Raw genomic sequence first — 17,820 nt, 5'->3', positions numbered from 1 at the left:
ACCGTGGGCTCTATGACTTCCCCGGAACGGCCCGGCGTACGGCTCACTGACGGCTTCGCCCGCGCCTTCCCCGAGCTCGGTGTCCCGTGGAAGGCGGCTGCGACGCCCGAACCGCGGCTGCTCGCGCTGAACGAGCAGCTCGCCGCCGAGTTGGGCCTGGACCCGGAGTACCTGCGCAGTGACGAGGGCGTCCGACTGGTGACCGGCACCTGGGTCCCCGAGGGCGCCACCCCGGTCGCGCAGGCGTACGCGGGCCACCAGTTCGGCGGCTACTCCCCGCGCCTGGGCGACGGGCGGGCCCTGCTGATGGGCGAACTCGCCGATGGCCGTGACCTGCACCTCAAGGGCTCCGGCAGGACGCCGTTCGCCCGTGGTGGCGACGGCTTGGCGGCGGTCGGACCGATGCTTCGTGAGTACGTGATCAGCGAGGCCATGCACGCACTGGGGGTGCGCACCACCCGGTCGCTCGCGGTGGTGGACACCGGGGCGACCGTGCAGCGTGAGACGCCGCTGCCGGGAGCCGTGCTCGCCCGTGTGGCCGCCAGCCACCTGCGTGTGGGGACCTTCCAGTTCGCCCGGTCCACCGGTGACGTGGAGTTGTTGCGCAGGCTGGCCGATCACGCGATCGCCCGGCACCACCCTCGGGCGGCGGATGCCGAGAACCGGTACCTCGAGCTGTTCACCGCGGTCCTCGACGCCCAGGCCTCGCTCGTGGCGGACTGGATGCTCATCGGGTTCATCCACGGCGTGATGAACACGGACAACACCACGATCTCCGGCGAGACGATCGACTACGGGCCGTGTGCGTTCATGGAGGGCTTCGACCCCGCCACCGTCTTCAGCTCGATCGACACGCAGGGCCGCTACGCCTACGGCAACCAGCCGCCCATCGTGCAGTGGAACCTGGCGAGGTTCGCCGAGACCCTGATCCCGTTGGTCGACGACGACGAGAACGCGGCGGTCGAGGCCCTGACAGCGGCCCTGGGGACGTTCCCGGCCCGCTACGACAGGGCGTGGACGGAAGGGATGCGCAGGAAGCTCGGTCTACCCGCTGCGCTGGGCCGATCGGAGGAGCCGGGCGACTCGGCTGCGCAGGGCCACTCTGCTGCGCCGGACGTCGAGGCCGCGCCGGACGACGAGGCCGCGCCGGACGACGAGGCGGTCGCACCGTTGCTGGATGAGCTCTCGCGGCTGCTCACCGCCACCCGGGTGGACTACACCACGTTCTTCCGGGCGCTCATCCCGGCGGCCGAGGGGGACACCTCGCAGGTGCGGGAGCTCGTGGGCGAGCTCGCGGACGGGTGGCTGCGGCGGTGGCGCGAGATGAACCCCTCGGTCTCCGTGATGGCCGCGACCAATCCCGTCTACATCCCGCGCAACCACCTGGTGGAGGAGGCCCTGGACGCCGCCTCGGGTGGGGATCTCAGCCTGGTCGAGGAACTCCTCGTCGTCGTCACCGATCCCTACACCGAACGTCCGGGACTGGAGCGCTACGCCAGCCCCGCCCCGCCGGACGCCTCCCCGCACGTCACCTACTGCGGCACCTGATGTGACGCCGGCACGGGGTGTGCCGGCCGAATGGACCGTTCCCGGAGCGTATCCCCGGTCATGTCGTGCACGGGGCCAGCGCACCCCGCGGGGTCGGAGGTCGTACCCGTGGTCCTCCCGGGGACCGCGGCGAGCAGGACCGCCACGATCCCCAGCCCCATCGCGACGAGTTGGGGCGCCCCGATCTGATCGCCGAGCATCGCCCACGCCCAGATCGCCGACACCGGCGGGGTGAGGTAGAGCAGCATGCTCGTGGGCGTGGCGCCCAGGTGGCGCAGTGCGAGGAGATAGGCGCCGTAACCCCCGAGACCGGCCGGGATGACCAGCCACGCGAGCGAGCCGGCCAGTCTGACCGTCGGCTCGACAGTCATGCCCGTGGTGAGCAGTGCGGCGGAAACAAAGACGATCGCGGCGGCACCCACCTGGATGGTCAGCGCCGTCACCACGTTGATCCGCGGTGCCCAGCGACGTTCGAGTAGCGCTGAACACGACAGGCCGAGCAGGCTGATCACCGGGAGGACGATCGCGGGGCCGAGATCGCCGACGCCGCCCACGCAGAGGGCGACCGCGCCGAGTCCCAGTGCGACCCCTGTCCACTGCCGCGGCGTCATCCGATCACCCCAGAAGGCGGCACCGGCGGCGGCCACGACTAGCGGCTGGGCCGAACACACCAGAGCGGTGGTGCCCGCGTCGACCCCGGAGGCCGCGGCGGCGAAGACGCCTCCGAGGAACAGCACATGCGCGGTCAGGCCCAACGCGGACTGCTGCCGGAGGTCGCGGCGGCTCACCCGGGCACCGATGAACGGTGCCACCGAGAGCAGCAGCCCGGCGGTGATGACGTATCGCCACGCGAGCAGTCCCGCGGGCTCGGCTGAGGCCGTGCCCCACGCCGCGCCCACGAAGCCGCAGCTCCACAGCAGTACGAATCCCACGGCCACCGGTGTCCTGGTCATGGGAGCGAGCAAAGCATACCGATCGGTATACTGTCAGTGCACATGCTGGTTGCTGAGGAGGGGGGCGTCCGTGGGCGTCGAGCCGTGGCCGATCATCCCGACGACGGAGGTGGGGGAACGCATCCTCGTGGCCGCCGATGACCTCTTCTATGCGCGGGGGATCACGGCGGTGGGGGTCGAGCTGATCGCCGAGGAGGCGCGCACCACCAAACGCACTCTCTACCAGCGATTCGGGTCCAAGGACGGGCTCGTCGAGGCGTATCTGCGCAGACGCGGCGCCCGGTGGCAACGGTTTCTCGTCGACCATCTCGACGCGACGGAGTGGACAGTCGCCGAGTTCTTCCTGCGGGCCGAGCAGTGGACGACGTCTCACCGCCGGGGGTGCGCGTTCGTCAACGCGTGGGCGGAGGTCGGGGGAGAGGGGCCGACGGGTGCCGCGGAGGCGGTCCGGGAGGAGAAGCGGTGGATGCGCGAGCTCTTCGTGACGCTCACCGGGGGCGACCGGGCCGAGGCGACGGCGATACACCAGCTCTACGAGGGGGCGCAGGTCGCGGCGACGGTTCTCGGGGAGGCGGATGCGTTCCGGGTCGCGGAGGGCGCGGCGCGAGTGCTCGGGGGATCCACCGGGAGGTGACGTCGGCCCGGCCATCAGCGCATCTCAGGTGCCCCACAGAGTTATCAATGAAAACTTATTGACGTGACCACATCCTTGTCCTACGTTCGTGTGACAGAGCAACTAGGCCCGCGCCGAGCAGGGCGTGACACGGGCGCCAGGGGGCAATGATGAGGATTCTGATCGCCGACGGTGACGGAGCGTATCGCCACTCCTCCGGGGTGCTGGACGAGTTCGTGGGGGACCTGGCGGCCCGGTTGGGCGCCGGGCCCCCGGTCCGGGTGCAGTGGCCGGAGCCGGAGGAGACCCGCCTGCGCCGTCCGAGGACCTGGGACGCGGCCGCCGCCGCCGGGGTGGCGGACCTCGCCCGGCTCGTGGGACTCCACCCCTCTGACGGGATCGTGCTCCTGGGATGTTGTTGCGGGAGCCGGGTGGTGCAGGACTGGATGACGGCCCACCCCGAGCAGCTGGACAGAGTGGTCGCGGTCGGTCTGATCGCGGACCCGCGCCGTCCCCGCGACCGGTGGCTCCCGGGCACCGTCGACCCGGGCGGGCAGGGCGTGGCCGGCAGGCACGCGGGCCCCGTCCCGGAGCGCACGTTCTGGGTCTCGGTCCCGGGTGACCCCCTGAGCGGCGTGGAGAGGGACAGTCTCCTGCGCACGGCGGTCCGGGATTCCCCGTTGACGCCGGATCAGGTGTACCGCGGTCTGCTGGAGGACCTTCCCGAGTCCCGCACCCAACTGGCCGCGCGACTACACGTGCTCCAACACCCGTCACAGTGGCCGACGGCGTTCGGGCGCCGGCTCGACGAGGCCCGGGAGACGCTCGTCAGATACGGGGACCGGAGCTACGCCGCGCAGTACTCCGAACCGGGGCCCGACGGCCGTTCGCCGCTCGGTGTCCTCGGCGACCGGATCGTCACCGCTGCTCGGCAGTGGCGCCTCGCGTGGCCCCAGGACGGGCCGGGTCGGCTGGCGTCCTGACGCCCGCCCGGCGGTTCCGGAGCAGATTTCCCACGGCCACGAGCACCACGACGGCCGCGGCGACGGCTGCGGTCCACACCAGCTCGGCGGCCTCGAACCGGCCCTCGGTGCGGCCCACCGCGACCCACGCCAGCCCCCACGACGTGGCCAGCGCGGGCGCCACCCGGCCGCGGCTGAGCAGCGCCGTGGCCACCCCGATGCCCGCAGCGGCGACGATGCCGACGATCCCGAACGGGACGCCGGTCACCACCTCGACCCCGCTCGCCGCCAGCCACGCGTAGGTGTTGGCCAGCGTGGCCACGGACACCCAGCCCAGGTAGAGGCCGAAGGTGCCGTCGGCGACCACCAGTTCCAGCGGGCCGCCGGTGCGCGGTGCCCCGAGGATGTACATCACACGGATCAACACCGCGAGCAAGACCGTGATCACCAGCACCGAGACGGCGATCAGATCGAACTGCACGGACCAGATCCACGCGGCATTGAGCAGGACCGACGCCAGCGCCCACGGGCGCAGAGCACGCTGGCGGGCGGACCGGCGCGCTGTCCCCGTCAACTGCCACAACGCGTAGACGATCAGGCCCAGGTAGATGACGCTCCAGATGCTGAACGCCGATCCCGCGGGGGCCACCGGAGTGGCGTCCGCCGACAGTGCCCCGCCGGCGGCCTCGGACACCGGGGTGCCGCCGAGGGCACCGCTGCCGACGAACGCGGCGACGACGGAGGCCGCCACGCCCAGGATCGTGATCACGGGCATGGCCCACCCCGTGGGGCCGCTCTGGAGGGTGTCGGTCGCCGGCCGTGTCTTCTCGCGCATGTTGACGACCGTAACGCCCGCGGAGCCGGCCTGCGACCGGCCGTGGTGGTGGCGACCGGATGCACGAGCCGGCGGAGGCGGGCACGGTGGAGGGCATGAGTACATCTACGAGCATCACCGTCGAGCGCGTGATCGACCACTCGGCGGCCGAGATCTTCGAGTTCCTGACCAATCCGGAGAACCACGCCAGGCTGGACGGTTCGGGCTTCGTGCGCGGCGACTACAAGTCCGACCGCATCGAGCAGGTCGGCGATGTGTTCACCATGGAGATGGAGGGCGAGCACATGGGTGGCGAGTACCGCACCGACAACCACGTCACCGGCTACGGCAAGGACAAGATCCTGGCGTGGCAGACCGCGCCCGCCGGCACCGAGCCCCCCGGCTGGGAGTGGGTCTGGGAGCTCGAGAACCATGGCCCCGAGTCGACCCTGGTGCGCCTGACCTATGACTGGGGCAAGGTCACCGACAAGGAGATCCTCAAGAAGATCTCCTTCCCGCTGGTGTCCGAGCAGCAGCTCGAGGACTCCCTGTCCAACCTGGCGGCCGCGGTCGCCGGCTGAGTCCCGACCGGTCAACCGACGGGCGGTCCGACGGGCGGGCCGCGTCAGCCGGTCCCCCCCTGGGCGATCAGCACCCGCAGCATGTCGCCCCAGTGGGTGAGCGGCAGTAGATGCCCCTGCCCCGGACAGACGGTCAGGTGGGCTTCGCGCAGGTGCCCGGCCAGCCACCGCCCGTTGACCGGCGGGGCCATCTCGTCGTTCTCGCCGTACCAGAGGTGCACGGGCGCACGGACGTCCTCGACCCGGAATCCCCACGGCCCCACGAAGGCCACGTTGTCCCAGGCGATCGCCATGGTCCCCTGGCGTAGCGCCTCGTGGAAGTCGACGTACAGGGCGCGACGGGCGGCGGCGCCGGCGATCACCGTCGCGTCGCTACCCGCCCACATCCAGTCGACCCACGGCGCGGTCTCGTCGTCCCTGACCCCCAGCATCGCCTCGAGGAGCTCGGCGTTGCCGGAGTGGAACAGTTCGGCCGCGCGCGCCGGGTCCGCGGGCAGGTGGGCCAGCGCCTCCAGGTCGTTCGGGGTCAGTGCCGCGCGGGCGTCCGGCATCTCCTCGGTCGGCGCCAGAGCGCCGGCGAGGCCCACCCGGGTGACGCGAGAGGGCGCGGCGGCGGCAGTGGCCAGCGCGAACGCCCCTCCGCCCGACCAGGCCGACACGGCGAAGCGCGACACCCCCAGCTGATCGGCCACCGCCAGGACGTCCCGCGCGACCCCGTCCGTGCTGATCGGTCCCGGGTCCGACAGGCCGTATCCGGGGCGGTCGACACCGATCACGCGTGCGCCCGCCCGCTCGGCGAGGGGGGAGCCGAAGCCCATCTCGAGACGCGAGCCCGGGGTGCCGTGGAAGTGGAACACGGGCTCCCCGGCGGGGTCGCCGCACTCGTGGACGCCGATGCGCCGCCCACCTATCCGGAGCGTGTGGTCTGTCATCCCGAGAGCCTATGGGGTGGACCGGGGCGACGGGGCGGCCCGAACGGCCGCGGTCGGAGAAGGTGGCTAAGCTCTCCAGTCCGTGACCGCCGTCGAGACCGTCTACTCCGCCCTCGTCACGCGTGAGCACTCCCACGCGGGCGACCTGCCGGAGCAGGTCGGGCGTGACATCCCCCGCAACGGACTGAAGCTGGTCGCGGCCAACACCCTCCAGTCCTCCGGTGACCAGACCGTCAACGCCTCCACGGTGCTGCCGTGGCTCTTCCACGCGCTCGGGGTGCCGGCGGCCCTGGTCGGTCTGCTGGTGCCGATCCGCGAGTCGGGGTCGATGCTGCCCCAGGTGCTGCTCACCCCGCTCGTGTTGCGCACGACCTACCGCAAGTGGGTCTTCGCGGCGGGCGCTGTGGTGCAGGCCGCCTCGGTCGCGGTGATGGCCGGGATCGCCGCGCTCGGCCACGGAACGGCTGCCGGGGTGGGGATCCTCGGCGCGCTGGTCGTGTTCTCCCTGGGACGATGCCTGTGCTCGATCGCGTCGAAGGACGTGCAGGGGCGCACCGTCCCGTCCGGCGAACGCGGTCAGATCGTCGGTCTCGGCACCTCCGCCGCCGGGATCGTGGCCGTCACGTTGGGTCTGGCGATCCGCGCCGTCGGCGGAGGTGACCCGGACCCCGGGGCGTTGGCTCTGCTGTTGGCCGGAGGCGCCGTGCTGTGGGTCCTCTCGGCGCTGGTCTACGCGCGGGTGACCGAGCCCCCGGGGGAGGTCGCCGCCGGGGGCCGGGTAAACGACGATCGCGCCGACGCCGACGCCGACGCCGTCGCCGACGCCGACGCCGTCGCCGACGCCGACAGCCGCGACGGGTCGTGAGGTGAATCCTGGTTCGCCGGGGCTGCCCGGCTGCTGCGCGAGGACCGGACGTTCCGAAGGTTCGTCACGGTGCGGGGACTGATCCTCGTGTCGTCGCTCAGCCCGCCGTTCATCGTGTCGATGTCGGTCGCCTCGGGTACCGGGGCACTGGCCGGGCTGGGCGGCTTCATCCTCGCCTCCGGTCTCGCCTCGCTCGTCGGTGGGCGGATCTTCGGCCGCCTCGCCGACCGGTCGAGTCGCCGGCTCATGACCGGCGCCGCCGCGGCCGCCTCGGTGGTGTCGCTGGGATTCGTGGCGGCCGTGTCCCTGCCCGGTTTCGACGGCTCGTCCGCGGCGGGCACCGTGGTGTTCGTGGGCGGGTACTTCCTGCTCACGCTGTTGCACTCAGGGGTGCGCGTGGGCCGCAAGACCTACGTCCTCGACGTGGCCGAGGGCGACCTGCGGACGACCTATGTCGCGGTCTCCAACTCCGCGATGGGGATCATCCTGCTGGTGGTGGGCGGCATCAGCACCGCCGTCGCGATGGCCGGGGTCGAGTGGGCGCTGGTCTTCCTGGCCGCGCTCGGGCTGGTCGGCGCCGCGTCGGGGCTGAGGATGCCCGAGGTGTCCGCGGCGGCGCGGTGATTCCGACACGTTCTGAGGGCCCGGGTGTGAAAGCCTCACCGGTGGGCGGTGGGTGCCGCCGACCCATCATGACGACGACGAGGAGGCGCAGCGTGGCCACAGAGCAGTTCACACTCGCGGATTTCCGGGCAGGCATGCCGGGCGGGAGCGAGAAGGATCTGGCCGACTATGCCGGTCAGGTGGTCCTGGTGGTCAACACCGCCAGTAAATGTGGATTCACCCCGCAGTACAAGGGACTGCAGAAGCTGTACGAGGAGTACCGCGACGAGGGCTTCGTGGTGCTGGGCTTCCCGTGCGATCAGTTCGCGCACCAGGAACCCGGTGACGACGAGCAGATCGGCGAGTTCTGCGAGCGCAACTTCGGCGTGGAGTTCCCGCTGTTCACCAAGATCGAGGTCAACGGGTCGGGGACACACCCGCTCTACCGCTGGCTCAAGACGCAGGAGAGCGGCCTGCTGGGGGGCCGGATCTCGTGGAACTTCACCAAGTTCCTTATCGGGCGGGACGGCACGGTGGTGGGGCGCTTCGGTCCCAACAAGAAGCCGGAGGACCTGCGTGAGGCGGTGGAGGGCGCGCTGCGGGGCGAGTGATCTCCGGTGGCGGTTGCCGGCAGATCCTTTGTGGCGGCTAAGGTCTCTAAGTCATCACTCAGAACATTGGAGCCTCATGTCCTCCGGACTCCGCCGATTCGTCGCCACCGCCGGCGCCCTCTCGCTCGCCCTGACCTTCGGCTCGGTCGCACCGGCCGGTGCGCAGCTCGGCAGCATCGACCCGTCCACGCTGGGGCCGGACGACCTCGAGACCATCATCGAGGCCGTCGGCTCGGTGCCGCTCGGTTCCACCGCCGGATCGCTCGGGTCGGTCGGCTCGGCCGATGTCCCGCTCGGTGAGGGGTCCTCGGCTCCGATCGGAACGCCCTCACCGGTGGATCCGACCATCACCGAGACCGAGTTCCGCGGCGTCGAGCGGACGCGGGGGGAGTACCAGTACTGGATCGTCGCCTCCGCGTCCATGCAGCGCGAGATCACCGTCGAGGTGGTCCCGTCGCGTGGTGAGGGCGCCGCGCCCGTGCTGTACATGCTGGACGGCGTCGGCGCCCCGGTGGGCAGCACCGGGTGGAACCACGAGGGCGAGATCGCGGATCGCCTCGCGGACGAGGACGTGCACGTGGTCAACCCCGCCGGCGCCTTCGCCTCGTACTACACCGACTGGGAGCAGCCGGACCCGGTCCTGGGCCACAACAAGTGGGAGCAGTTCCTCACCGAGGAGCTGCCGGGCGTCGTGGCCGAGCAGCTCGAGACGAGCGGTAGGAACGGGATCGGGGGAATCTCGATGGGTGGCCATGCCGCCATGCACCTGGCCGCCACGCACCCCGGGCTCTACGACGCGGTGATGTCCTTCAGCGGCTACTACTCCACGATGGACGAGCTCGGTTACCAGACCGTCCGTCTCAGTGTGGAGACGCGCGGCGGCGAGGTGGACAACATGTGGGGTCCGCACCGCAGCGAGCGCTGGGCGGAGAACGACACCATCTCGCACCCGGAGGGACTCCGCGGCAAAGCGGTCTACTTCTCCGCCGGCAGCGGCGAGGTCGGTCCCGAGGACCTGCAGGAGTACGGCGGCGGCGCGGACGTCCAGGGGCTGCTCATCGGACTGGTCCTGGAGAAGGGCGTGCGCGAGGGCACCGAGGCCTTCGAGAGGGCACTCGACCGCGCGGACGTCGACCACCGGGTGGACTACTCCGACACGGGTCTGCACAACTGGTCGAACTTCCTCAAGAACTTCGAGGCCGGCTGGGGTCACATCGAGCCCGCTCTCCAGGGCTGAACCCCCACCTCGGGGCGAACCGGGGCTCACGCGGTCGGGCGCAGGCCCCGGTCGGGCGCAGATCCCTGTCGGGACCCGCTACCCGATCGCGGACAGCGGACTTCGCGTCGGAGTTCCGGTCTCCAGGTGGAGCTCTGCACGCCGCTCGAGGTACCCGGCGATCCTGCCGATCGCGCTCTCGAGCACGCCGACGTCGGGCAGGCACACGATCCGGAAGTGGTCGGGCTCGGGCCAGTTGAAGCCGGTGCCGTGGGTGACCAGGACGTGCTCGGAGCGCAGCAGGTCCAGCACCAGTTCCTCGTCGCTACCGATGCCGAACCTCTCGGTGTCCAGCCGGGGGAAGCAGTAGAGCGCGCCGCGGGGTGCCACGCAGCTCACGCCCGGGATGGCGTTCAGACGATCGGTCGCCAGCGCGAGCTGCCGCTCGATCCGGCCGTCGGGGTCGATCACGTCGGCGCCCCACGGCGAGTCCTCGGCCAACGCGACCGGGATCGCGTACTGGCCCGGGACATTGGGGCACACCCGCATGTTGGCGAGCAGGGTCAGCCCTTCGAGAAGGTCCTGCGCCCGATCGAGGGGCCCCGTCGCAGCCACCCAGCCGGCACGGTATCCGCACACCCGGTACGCCTTGGACAGGCCGCCGAAGGTCAGACAGAGTACGTCCGGGCCGGCGGCCAGCGCCGCGTGGTGATGGTGGGCGCCCGAGAAGATCACCTTCTCGTAGATCTCGTCGCTGAGCAGGATGAGCCCGTGCCGTCGGGCGATGTCGGCCATCCCCCGGACGGTCTCGGCGCTGTAGACGGCGCCGGTCGGGTTGTTGGGGTTGATCACCACCAACGCGGTGGTCCGCGGGGTGACCTTGGACTCGATGTCCGCCAGTGACGGGTTCCAGCCGTCGGACTCGTCGGCCAGGTAGTGCACGGGCACGCCCCCGGTGAGGTTCACCGCGCCGGTCCAGGTGGGGTAGTCCGGCGCCGGGACCAGGATCTCGTCGCCCGGGTCGACCAGCGCCTGCAGGACGAGCGTGATGAGTTCGCTCACCCCGTTGCCCAGGAACACGTCCTCGGCGCGGATCCCGGGCACGCCGCAGCGCCGGTAGTGCTCGGCCACGGCCGCCCGGGCCGGCAGGATCCCCCGCGAGTCCGAGTAGGCCTGGCCGTGTCCGAGCTGGCGGGCCACGGCCTCGACGATCTCGGGCCGTGCCTCGAGACCGAACGGGTGCATGTTCCCCAGGTTCAGTCGCAGGATGTCCTGGCCCTCGGACTCGAGCCGCATGGCTTCGGTGAGGATGGGACCGCGGACGTCGTAGCGCACGTCGCGGAGGCGTCGGGATTGGCGGTAGGTCTGCATGTGGACCATCCCACCGCGTAAGTGGATCAGATGGGAGGTCCACTTATCGCATATTCGTAGGACCACTTCCCGGCCCGGTTCGCCTACGCTGAGCCCATGGCCCGCACCGCCCGACCCGGCTCCCCGGTCCTGGGGCAGGTGTCAGGCGCCGCAGGACTGGCGGACGCCATCATCGACCTGATCTCCGACGGTTCGCTTGCCGACGGCGACTGGCTCCCCTCCACGCGCGCGCTCGCCGGGCAGACCGGCCTCTCCCGCGGCACCGTGGTCCGGGCGTTCGACGAACTCTCGGCGGCCGGTTTCGTCGACTCCGCCCAGGGTTCGGGCACCCGGGTCGCTGCCGGGGCGGGTCAGGCGGCGCGAGCCGGGGCGCGGACGCGCGGAGTGCGCGACACCTCGTCGTCGTCGCGGCTCGTGCCCTCGGGGTCGTCGTCGTCACCGCCCGCGGCATCGCGGTCGTCGCCGGTTCCCGAACCCCGTCGGGGCAGGTCGGCCCACGATCTTCGCCCCGGGATCCCGGACGTCGCGCTGGTGGACGAGCGGGCGTGGCGCGCCGCGGTGCGAGCGGCCGCGGCACAGGGGCTGGCGGGTCTGAACCCGTGGGAGGAGCCGAGTCCGACGCTGCGTGCCGCGCTGGCCGCCCACCTGCGCCGGCACCGGGGGATCGCCGCCGCGGACCCGCTGCTGTTCGACAGCTCGCGCTCGGCGATCGCCGCCCTGTGCTCGGCGTTCGTCACCGCACACGGTCGGGTGCCCTTCCACATGGAGGACCCCGGGTACCGGGGCGCGCTGCTGATGGCTCGTGAGCAGGATCTGGACGTGCGGTTCCATCCCGCGGAGCCCGGCGGTCTCGACGCGGCGCGGCTGGGCTCGGCCCGCGCGATCGTCTTCACGACCCCCGCACACCACTTTCCGCTGGGGCATCGCATGAGCGTGGACCGGCGGGTGGCGCTGGTCGACTGGGCGCAGCGGACGGGGTCGCTGGTGATCGAGGACGACTACGACGGCGAGTTCCGCTACGGCGTCGCCCCGCTGCCCGCGCTCGCCACCCTGCCCGCCGCGGACGGCCACGTGGCGTACGTGGGGACATCCTCCAAGTCGGTGGCCCCCGACCTGCGCGTGGCCTGGTGCCTGGCGCCGACCGCGCTGCGTCGCGAGGTCGACCGCTGGCTCGTCGTTCACCGGCGCGGCCCGTCGACGCTGCCCGCGGAGGCGTTGGGCGCGTTCATCGCCTCCGGCGCGATGGACCGGCACCTGGCGAGGGCGGCGCGGGTGTACAGCGACCGGCGTCACCGCCTGGTGGCCGCGCTGGCGAGGGAGTGTCCGGGGCTCGACGTGACGGGTGTAGAGGCCGGGTTGCACCTGTGTGTGTGTTGCTGCCGGGGTATGACGACGACGAGGTGGTGCGCGAGCTCGAGCGGGCCGGCTGGCGTACGCGGTCCCTGAGCGGGCAGTCCGCGCGGTATGCGGTGTCGGGGCTCGTGCTGAGCTATTCGCGGCTAGTCGCGCGGGATGCGGAGGCGTTCGCCGCGGAATTGCGGGATGTGATCGGTGGCACCGGACCCGTAGCAGGCGTGTCGTCGGGGGGCCACGACCCGGTCACGCCGTCTCGACTCCCGCCCGGGCGGTGATCCTCAGCGGGTGCGAGCCGGGGTGTGCGGCCTTACAGTGACCGCGAGGTTCGTACCGAGCTCAGAGGAGACGCACGATGGGCACATCATTCTGGCGACGCACGACGATCGATCCCCCGGTGGCGGAGTTCCCCGAGGGTGAGCACGTGGACCTGGTGGTGGTGGGCGCGGGTTTCACCGGGCTGATCACCGCCCTGATGGCGGCCGCCCGGGGCAGTTCGGTGGTGGTGCTGGAGGCCCACACCGTCGGTGCCGGGGCGAGTGGCGCGACCACGGCCAAGGTGTCGGTGCTCCAGGGCACCCGGTTGTCGACCATCCGCTCTCACCACGGGCTCGAGACCGCCCGTCGGTACGCCGAGGCCAACCAGTTCGGCCTGGACTGGTGGGCGGACTTCTGTGAGTCCCACGGGGTCGACGCGCAGCGACGCCGCGCCGTCACCTTCTCGCGCACTCTCAAGGGGACGAGCACCCTGCGTTCGGAGAAGCGCACGCTCGACGCCCTCGGCCTGCCCGCCCGGTGGTACGACCGGATCGACGTGCCCTTCCCGGCCCGGGCGGCCGTGGAGCTGCCCGGCCAGATGCAGCTGGATCCCGTGCAGGCGCTCGGGGCGCTGGCCGACGCGACGGCGGCTCTCGGTGTGCGGATCGTCGAGCACTCCCGCGTGACCGGTCTGGACGTGCGCGGGCAGGGCGAGGACGCGCACGTGCAGGTCCGCAGCGACGGTGGGTCGTGCACGGCGCGCGACGTCGTCCTGGCCACCGCGTCCCCGGCACTCGACCGCGGCCCGACCGTGGCGTCGATGGAGGCCGAGCGCTCCTACCTGTGCGCGTTCGAGTACCCGGGCGGACTGGAGGAGGGGATGTACGGATCGGTCGAGAGCCCGGTCCGCTCGCTCCGGACGGTGCCGGTGGGCGACCGTGAGGTTCTGCTCGTCGGCGGCAACGGCCACCGCACGGGCACGGCCGCGGGAACCGACTCCAAGATCGACTCATTGCGCGAGTACGCCTCCAAGTACTTCCCCGGCGCCGAGTTCACCCACGGCTGGTCGGCGCAGGACTTCCACCCGGTCACGCTGCTGCCCAAGTCCGGACCGATGCCGTGGGGCAAGGGCCGGGTGCACTTCGCCGGCGGCTACAGCAAGTGGGGTCTCACGGGCGCGCCGGCCGCGGCGGGCATCATGGTGGACCGTCTCGCCAGCCGGGAACCGCGGGTGTCCTTCGGCACGCCCTCGCTCACCGGGATGGTGCGCACCTCGGTGTCGCTGTACGCCGACCTCCCGGTACAGCTCGCCGCCACCGCCGTGCAGGCGGCCACGCGTCGGCCACGGCCGAGCATCCGGCCGATCGGCGAGGCGACCGGGGACGACGGCCAGACCTGCAGGGTCGGTCTCCTGTGTCCGCACATGGGCGCCGCCCTGAGCTGGAACGAGGCCGAGCGCTCGTGGGACTGCCCATGGCACGGTTCACGGTTCTCCGCCTGCGGCGAACTGCTCGAGGGTCCGGCGACCCGGGATCTCAAGAGGTACGACGAGCACTGACCGGACCGCGGAGGTGCACGCCCGTCCGGCGCGGAGGGGGGTCCGTGGCGGGCGTCCGGCGGAGAGAGAAACGCCCCGGCCGACCCGACTGCGGGTCGAGCCGGGGCGTCGCCCGTGTCATGGCGGATCAGGCGGGGGGCATCATGACCCCGTCGATGGCGTGGATGACACCGTTGGTGGCGGGCACGTCGGTCTGGATGACGGTGATGCGGTTGTCGGCACCGTCCACCAGCATGACCTCCTCGCCTTCCACCTCGACGGTGAACTCGGCGCCCTGGAGGGTCTGGACCGTCTCGCCGTCCATCCCCATGACGTCCTCTGCCATGACCTCGCCCTCGATCACGTGGAACTGCAGGATCTGGGCCAGGTCGCCCTCCGGATCGGCGAGGAGCTCATCGAGCTGACCCTCCGGCAGCGCCGCGAAGGCGTCGTCGGTCGGTGCGAACACCGTGAAGGGACCGGGGCCCTTGAGGGTCTCGACCAGGCCCGCCGCCTCGAGTGCGTCGGTCAGCGTGGTGAAATCGCCCGCGGCGACGGCGGTGTCGACGATGTCGCCGGTGGCCGCGGCCTCCTCGGTCATCTCCTCGCCGGTCGTCGTCTCCGTGGTCATCTCGGTGGTCGTGGTCTCGACCGTGGTGGTCTCCTCGGTCGTGTCGTCGGTCGTGCCGCACGCCCCCATGAACACCGCGAGGCCGATGGCTCCCGTCACTGCGATAGTCCGCTTCATGAGATTCCTTTCGTCGGAAATCGGTTGGGACAGTGCGTGGTCCTGATCACGCCCGGCGGAACCGGTGAGACAGGATCGTTGTAGTTCCGCGGGCCCGGCGTGACACCCTGAGGTCGTGAAAACGCCGGTACCTGACTACCTACTCGAGATCCGCGACCTCTGTTCGACCGGCGCGGACGGCCGTCTCGCTGACTACATCCCCGAACTCGCGGCCGTGGACCCGAACCGGTTCGCGGTGGCCGCCTGCACCATGGACGGCGTCGTCTACACCGCCGGGGACGCCGACGCCGAGTTCACCATCCAGTCCATGAGCAAGCCGTTCGCCTACGCCCTGGCGCTGCGGGACCGGGGGATCGAGGCGGTCCTCGAGAAGGTGGCCGTGGAGCCGTCCGGGGACGCGTTCAACCAGATCTCCCTGGAGAGGGTCAGCGGCCGGCCCAGGAACCCGATGATCAACATCGGCGCCATCACCACCCACACCCTCGTGGGGCCTCCGGGCGCGGGAGAGGACGAGCGCGACGAGGCGCTGGCCGCCGGGTTGTCGTCGTTCGCCGGCCGCCGCCTCGAGGTTGACTCCGCCGTCCGGGAATCCGAGTTGCGCACGGCGTTCCGCAACCGGGCGATGGCCAACCTCGTCCGGGCCAGCGGCATCATCGAGGGCGACCCCGACGAGGCGGTGCGTGGCTACACGCGCCAGTGCGCATACCGGGTGACGGTCCGCGACCTCGCGGTGATGGCGGTGACCCTGGCCACCGGTGGGATCAACCCCGTCACCCGCGAACGCGTGGTCTCGGCGCCGGTGGCCCGCCAGGTGCTGGCCGTGATGGCCACGTGCGGGATGTACGACGCGGCCGGCGACTGGATGTCGACGGTCGGGATCCCCGCCAAGAGCGGGGTGTCCGGCGGGATCTTCGGCGCCCTGCCAGGGCAGGTGGGGCTCGGCGTCTTCTCGCCCCGACTCGACGAGCACGGGCACAGTGTCGAGGGGGTGCGCACGTTCGAGCGGCTCTCGCAGGACCTGGAGCTGCACCTGATGAACCCCACCGTGACCGAGGTGGAGGCGGTCCGCTCGGTGCGATTCGACGAGATCAGCGGGCGGCGCACCTTCCGTCTCCAGGGGCCGATGACGTTCGCCAGCGCCGAGCAGGTGCTGCGCCGGCTGGCCGAGATCCCGCCCGGGGAGGAGGAGGTGACCCTGGACCTGAGCCGCGTGTCGTCGGTCAACTCCAGCGCCCGCCGGATGCTGCTCGAGGGGATGCGGCGGCTGTCCGCCGACGGGCACCTCGTCGGACTGGCCGATCCCGGGCGCCGGTTGCCGGCACCGGATCTGGGCGACGGGACCCGCCCGGTCACCCGGCGGGCGGCGCGGTGACGCTCCGTCGGGCGTGACTCACGCCCCGATTCCCGCCTCGGACAGCGCGGCACGGACCGTGTCCGGAGCGGTCTTCATCGAGTGCTCGAACGAAGTCAGCCGGCGGGCCCTGCTCATGAAGTAGGCGCCCAGGCCCGCGAGGTCGACGGCGGTCGGCAGGATCGGGACGACGGTGGTCCCCCGGGCGCGAACGGCGGCGATCTCCCCGGCCAGACCCGCGGACATCGGGTGCCGGATCAACCGGTACTCCACCAGGCCGCCCGGCCCGGGTACGCGGACGCCGGGCGCCGAGGCCATCGGGGCGATCACGTAGACCAGATCCGCGTCCGCGGGCGCGATCAGATCCACCGAGGCGGTCGAACCCATACCGCCGTCGACGAAGATCCGGTCCCCGACGGGCACCGGTGGCATCCACCCGGGGGTCGCCCAGGACGCCCGCAGCGCCTCGCCGACGGTCGCGATCGGTGAGCCCGGTGCACCGAACACGACCCGCTCACCGGCCCGGACGTCGTAGGCGACCATCCGGGAGCCGGGGTGGGGCAGCCAGGCGCCCACCTCGAAGCCCTCCGCCAGCCGCTGCAACCACTGGGCGTCTCCGCGACCGGTGGGCGTGATACCGGCGACGGCGGCCAGCCCGGACCGCATCCGGAACAGCCTGGGGTTCAGCAGGGGCGGGCCCGGTAGTGGCGGGACCCCGGGCGGGGTGGAGGCGATGTGCTCCAGGAGCCGGAGGTCGCGCGTCCGGCCGCGCTGCATGGCCACCAACTCGTCGATCCCGGTGCCACCGCCCAGGATCGTCACCAACTCCGCCCCCGCGGAGGTACCCAGCAGCACGTCGGCGTCGCGGGGATCGAGGCCGGTCTGCTCGGCGAGGGCGTGCAGGGCCGCGATCATCCAGGCCCCACCGATCGTGCCGCCGCAACCGAGGACGAGGGCGATCCGGGTCATCGGGGACCTCCTGGGGTGAGGGGTACCGGGCGTTCGGGTCCGGTGACGCGAGCGGTCAGTCCTGCGGCTCCAGCACGAACACTGGGATGGTCCGCTCGGTGTTCTCCTGGTAGTCACGGTAGTCGGGGTACACCGCCACCGCCCGATCCCACCACAGGTCGCGTTCCCGGCCGCTCAGTTCGCGAGCGGTGAAGTCGCCGACCCGGTCCTTGTCCCGCAGCTCTACGTGCGGGTGGGCCTTGATGTTCCAGTACCAGACCGGATGGGTGGGCGCGCCGCCCAGGGAAGCGACAGCAGCGTAGGAGCCCTCGTGTTCGACTCGCATCAGGGGAGTCTTGCGCAGCTTTCCCGACTTCTTGCCCACGGTGGTCACGATGACCACCGGCATGCCCGACAGCTCCGAGCCCGAGGCCCCGTTGCTCTTTTCGTACTGCTCGACCTGATCCCGCACCCACTTGCTGGGGCTGGGTTCGTACTCACCGGTCAACGGCATGGTGGCCTCTCTCGTCAGTTCGATGCTGCTCGGACGGTCAGT

General features: G+C 71.5%; 18 protein-coding genes. 11 read left to right on the top strand and 7 right to left on the bottom strand.

Features of this window, described 5'->3' with window-relative positions; all coding sequences use genetic code 11:
- The first annotated feature begins 12 nt into the window (after positions 1–12).
- Positions 13–1,548 (top strand): protein adenylyltransferase SelO, encoded by a 1,536-nt coding sequence (locus NJE57_RS15675; protein ID WP_319029449.1) that lies wholly within the window; start codon positions 13–15, stop codon positions 1,546–1,548.
- Here NJE57_RS15675 and NJE57_RS15670 read toward each other — a convergent pair.
- Positions 1,533–2,501 carry a DMT family transporter gene (locus NJE57_RS15670; RefSeq protein WP_319029448.1) on the bottom strand — a complete coding sequence of 323 codons (969 nt, stop codon included), beginning with the start codon at positions 2,499–2,501 and terminating at the stop codon, positions 1,533–1,535. The two genes, NJE57_RS15675 and NJE57_RS15670, sit on opposite strands and share 16 nt — an antisense overlap.
- 70 nt (positions 2,502–2,571) lie before the next feature.
- On the opposite strand from NJE57_RS15670, the gene NJE57_RS15665 reads away from it, so the two are divergent.
- Positions 2,572–3,135: a helix-turn-helix domain-containing protein gene (locus NJE57_RS15665; protein ID WP_319029447.1), complete on the top strand. Its 564-nt coding sequence runs from the start codon at positions 2,572–2,574 to the stop codon at positions 3,133–3,135.
- A gap of 149 nt (positions 3,136–3,284) precedes the next feature.
- A complete protein-coding gene (locus NJE57_RS15660) occupies positions 3,285–4,097 on the top strand; it encodes a hypothetical protein (protein WP_319029446.1) in 813 nt (270 codons plus the stop codon).
- Here the strand turns inward: NJE57_RS15660 and NJE57_RS15655 are convergent.
- On the bottom strand, positions 4,033–4,911 hold the full coding sequence (locus NJE57_RS15655) for a TspO/MBR family protein (RefSeq protein WP_319029445.1): 879 nt from the start codon (positions 4,909–4,911) through the stop codon (positions 4,033–4,035). The genes NJE57_RS15660 and NJE57_RS15655 overlap by 65 nt on opposite strands.
- Positions 4,912–5,006: 95 nt before the next feature.
- Between NJE57_RS15655 and NJE57_RS15650 the strand changes: the two genes are divergently transcribed.
- Entirely contained in the window at positions 5,007–5,471 is a 465-nt protein-coding gene (locus NJE57_RS15650) for an SRPBCC domain-containing protein (RefSeq protein ID WP_319029444.1), read from the top strand.
- Positions 5,472–5,515: 44 nt separating this feature from the next.
- On the opposite strand, the gene NJE57_RS15645 is transcribed toward NJE57_RS15650, so the two are convergent.
- Positions 5,516–6,403, bottom strand: a complete 888-nt coding sequence (locus NJE57_RS15645) for an alpha/beta hydrolase (protein WP_319029443.1) — start codon at positions 6,401–6,403, stop codon at positions 5,516–5,518.
- A gap of 82 nt (positions 6,404–6,485) precedes the next feature.
- Between NJE57_RS15645 and NJE57_RS15640 the strand changes: the two genes are divergently transcribed.
- The 4 genes from NJE57_RS15640 to NJE57_RS15625 all read left to right on the top strand — a co-directional run bounded on the left by NJE57_RS15640 (position 6,486) and on the right by NJE57_RS15625 (position 9,719).
- On the top strand, positions 6,486–7,268 hold the full coding sequence (locus tag NJE57_RS15640) for a hypothetical protein (protein WP_319029442.1): 783 nt from the start codon (positions 6,486–6,488) through the stop codon (positions 7,266–7,268).
- Between the two features lie 69 nt (positions 7,269–7,337).
- Positions 7,338–7,892, top strand: a complete 555-nt coding sequence (locus NJE57_RS15635) for a hypothetical protein (RefSeq protein ID WP_319029441.1) — start codon at positions 7,338–7,340, stop codon at positions 7,890–7,892.
- A gap of 134 nt (positions 7,893–8,026) precedes the next feature.
- Entirely contained in the window at positions 8,027–8,482 is a 456-nt protein-coding gene (locus tag NJE57_RS15630; protein ID WP_319029551.1) for a glutathione peroxidase, read from the top strand.
- Between the two features lie 76 nt (positions 8,483–8,558).
- Positions 8,559–9,719 carry an alpha/beta hydrolase family protein gene (locus NJE57_RS15625; RefSeq protein ID WP_319029440.1) on the top strand — a complete coding sequence of 387 codons (1,161 nt, stop codon included), beginning with the start codon at positions 8,559–8,561 and terminating at the stop codon, positions 9,717–9,719.
- A 78-nt stretch (positions 9,720–9,797) separates the two neighbouring features.
- On the opposite strand, the gene NJE57_RS15620 is transcribed toward NJE57_RS15625, so the two are convergent.
- Positions 9,798–11,069, bottom strand: coding sequence for a pyridoxal phosphate-dependent aminotransferase (locus NJE57_RS15620; protein ID WP_319029439.1), 1,272 nt, complete (start codon positions 11,067–11,069; stop codon positions 9,798–9,800).
- 96 nt (positions 11,070–11,165) lie between these two features.
- Here NJE57_RS15620 and NJE57_RS15615 point away from each other — a divergent pair, with 96 nt between their 5' ends.
- Both NJE57_RS15615 and NJE57_RS15610 read left to right on the top strand, forming a co-directional pair.
- Positions 11,166–12,515 carry a PLP-dependent aminotransferase family protein gene (locus tag NJE57_RS15615; protein ID WP_319029438.1) on the top strand — a complete coding sequence of 450 codons (1,350 nt, stop codon included), beginning with the start codon at positions 11,166–11,168 and terminating at the stop codon, positions 12,513–12,515.
- Positions 12,516–12,777: 262 nt separating this feature from the next.
- Positions 12,778–14,238, top strand: coding sequence for an FAD-dependent oxidoreductase (locus NJE57_RS15610; RefSeq protein WP_319029437.1), 1,461 nt, complete (start codon positions 12,778–12,780; stop codon positions 14,236–14,238).
- Between the two features lie 127 nt (positions 14,239–14,365).
- On the opposite strand, the gene NJE57_RS15605 is transcribed toward NJE57_RS15610, so the two are convergent.
- Positions 14,366–14,965 (bottom strand): fasciclin domain-containing protein, encoded by a 600-nt coding sequence (locus NJE57_RS15605; RefSeq protein WP_319029436.1) that lies wholly within the window; start codon positions 14,963–14,965, stop codon positions 14,366–14,368.
- A gap of 115 nt (positions 14,966–15,080) precedes the next feature.
- On the opposite strand from NJE57_RS15605, the gene NJE57_RS15600 reads away from it, so the two are divergent.
- Positions 15,081–16,337 carry a glutaminase gene (locus NJE57_RS15600; RefSeq protein WP_319029435.1) on the top strand — a complete coding sequence of 419 codons (1,257 nt, stop codon included), beginning with the start codon at positions 15,081–15,083 and terminating at the stop codon, positions 16,335–16,337.
- 18 nt (positions 16,338–16,355) lie between these two features.
- Here the strand turns inward: NJE57_RS15600 and NJE57_RS15595 are convergent, their stop codons facing one another.
- On the bottom strand, positions 16,356–17,285 hold the full coding sequence (locus NJE57_RS15595) for a patatin-like phospholipase family protein (protein WP_319029434.1): 930 nt from the start codon (positions 17,283–17,285) through the stop codon (positions 16,356–16,358).
- A gap of 55 nt (positions 17,286–17,340) precedes the next feature.
- Complete coding sequence (locus NJE57_RS15590; RefSeq protein WP_319029433.1) at positions 17,341–17,778, bottom strand: nitroreductase family deazaflavin-dependent oxidoreductase; 438 nt, start codon at positions 17,776–17,778, stop codon at positions 17,341–17,343.
- Between the last annotated feature and the right edge of the window lie 42 nt (positions 17,779–17,820).

Origin of the sequence: Dietzia sp. PP-33 (assembly GCF_033790845.1) — a bacterium.
Classification (GTDB): Bacteria; Actinomycetota; Actinomycetes; order Mycobacteriales; family Mycobacteriaceae; genus Dietzia.
The sequence above is the reverse complement of the archived record's forward strand: the minus strand, read 5'-3'. Positions and strand labels throughout refer to the sequence as shown.

Bases quoted from the DNA above. Each gene is read 5' to 3' on its own strand.
- NJE57_RS15605 (WP_319029436.1), bottom strand. From the start codon at position 14,965: ATGAAGCGGACTATCGCAGTGACGGGAGCCATCGGCCTCGCGGTGTTC.
- NJE57_RS15595 (WP_319029434.1), bottom strand. From the start codon at position 17,285: ATGACCCGGATCGCCCTCGTCCTCGGTTGCGGCGGCACGATCGGTGGG.
- NJE57_RS15590 (WP_319029433.1), bottom strand. From the start codon at position 17,778: ATGCCGTTGACCGGTGAGTACGAACCCAGCCCCAGCAAGTGGGTGCGG.
- NJE57_RS15610 (WP_319029437.1), top strand. From the start codon at position 12,778: ATGGGCACATCATTCTGGCGACGCACGACGATCGATCCCCCGGTGGCG.
- NJE57_RS15670 (WP_319029448.1), bottom strand. From the start codon at position 2,501: ATGACCAGGACACCGGTGGCCGTGGGATTCGTACTGCTGTGGAGCTGC.
- NJE57_RS15630 (WP_319029551.1), top strand. From the start codon at position 8,027: ATGCCGGGCGGGAGCGAGAAGGATCTGGCCGACTATGCCGGTCAGGTG.
- NJE57_RS15675 (WP_319029449.1), top strand. From the start codon at position 13: ATGACTTCCCCGGAACGGCCCGGCGTACGGCTCACTGACGGCTTCGCC.
- NJE57_RS15660 (WP_319029446.1), top strand. From the start codon at position 3,285: ATGAGGATTCTGATCGCCGACGGTGACGGAGCGTATCGCCACTCCTCC.
- NJE57_RS15625 (WP_319029440.1), top strand. From the start codon at position 8,559: ATGTCCTCCGGACTCCGCCGATTCGTCGCCACCGCCGGCGCCCTCTCG.
- NJE57_RS15650 (WP_319029444.1), top strand. From the start codon at position 5,007: ATGAGTACATCTACGAGCATCACCGTCGAGCGCGTGATCGACCACTCG.
- NJE57_RS15645 (WP_319029443.1), bottom strand. From the start codon at position 6,403: ATGACAGACCACACGCTCCGGATAGGTGGGCGGCGCATCGGCGTCCAC.
- NJE57_RS15655 (WP_319029445.1), bottom strand. From the start codon at position 4,911: ATGCGCGAGAAGACACGGCCGGCGACCGACACCCTCCAGAGCGGCCCC.
- NJE57_RS15620 (WP_319029439.1), bottom strand. From the start codon at position 11,069: ATGCAGACCTACCGCCAATCCCGACGCCTCCGCGACGTGCGCTACGAC.
- NJE57_RS15615 (WP_319029438.1), top strand. From the start codon at position 11,166: ATGGCCCGCACCGCCCGACCCGGCTCCCCGGTCCTGGGGCAGGTGTCA.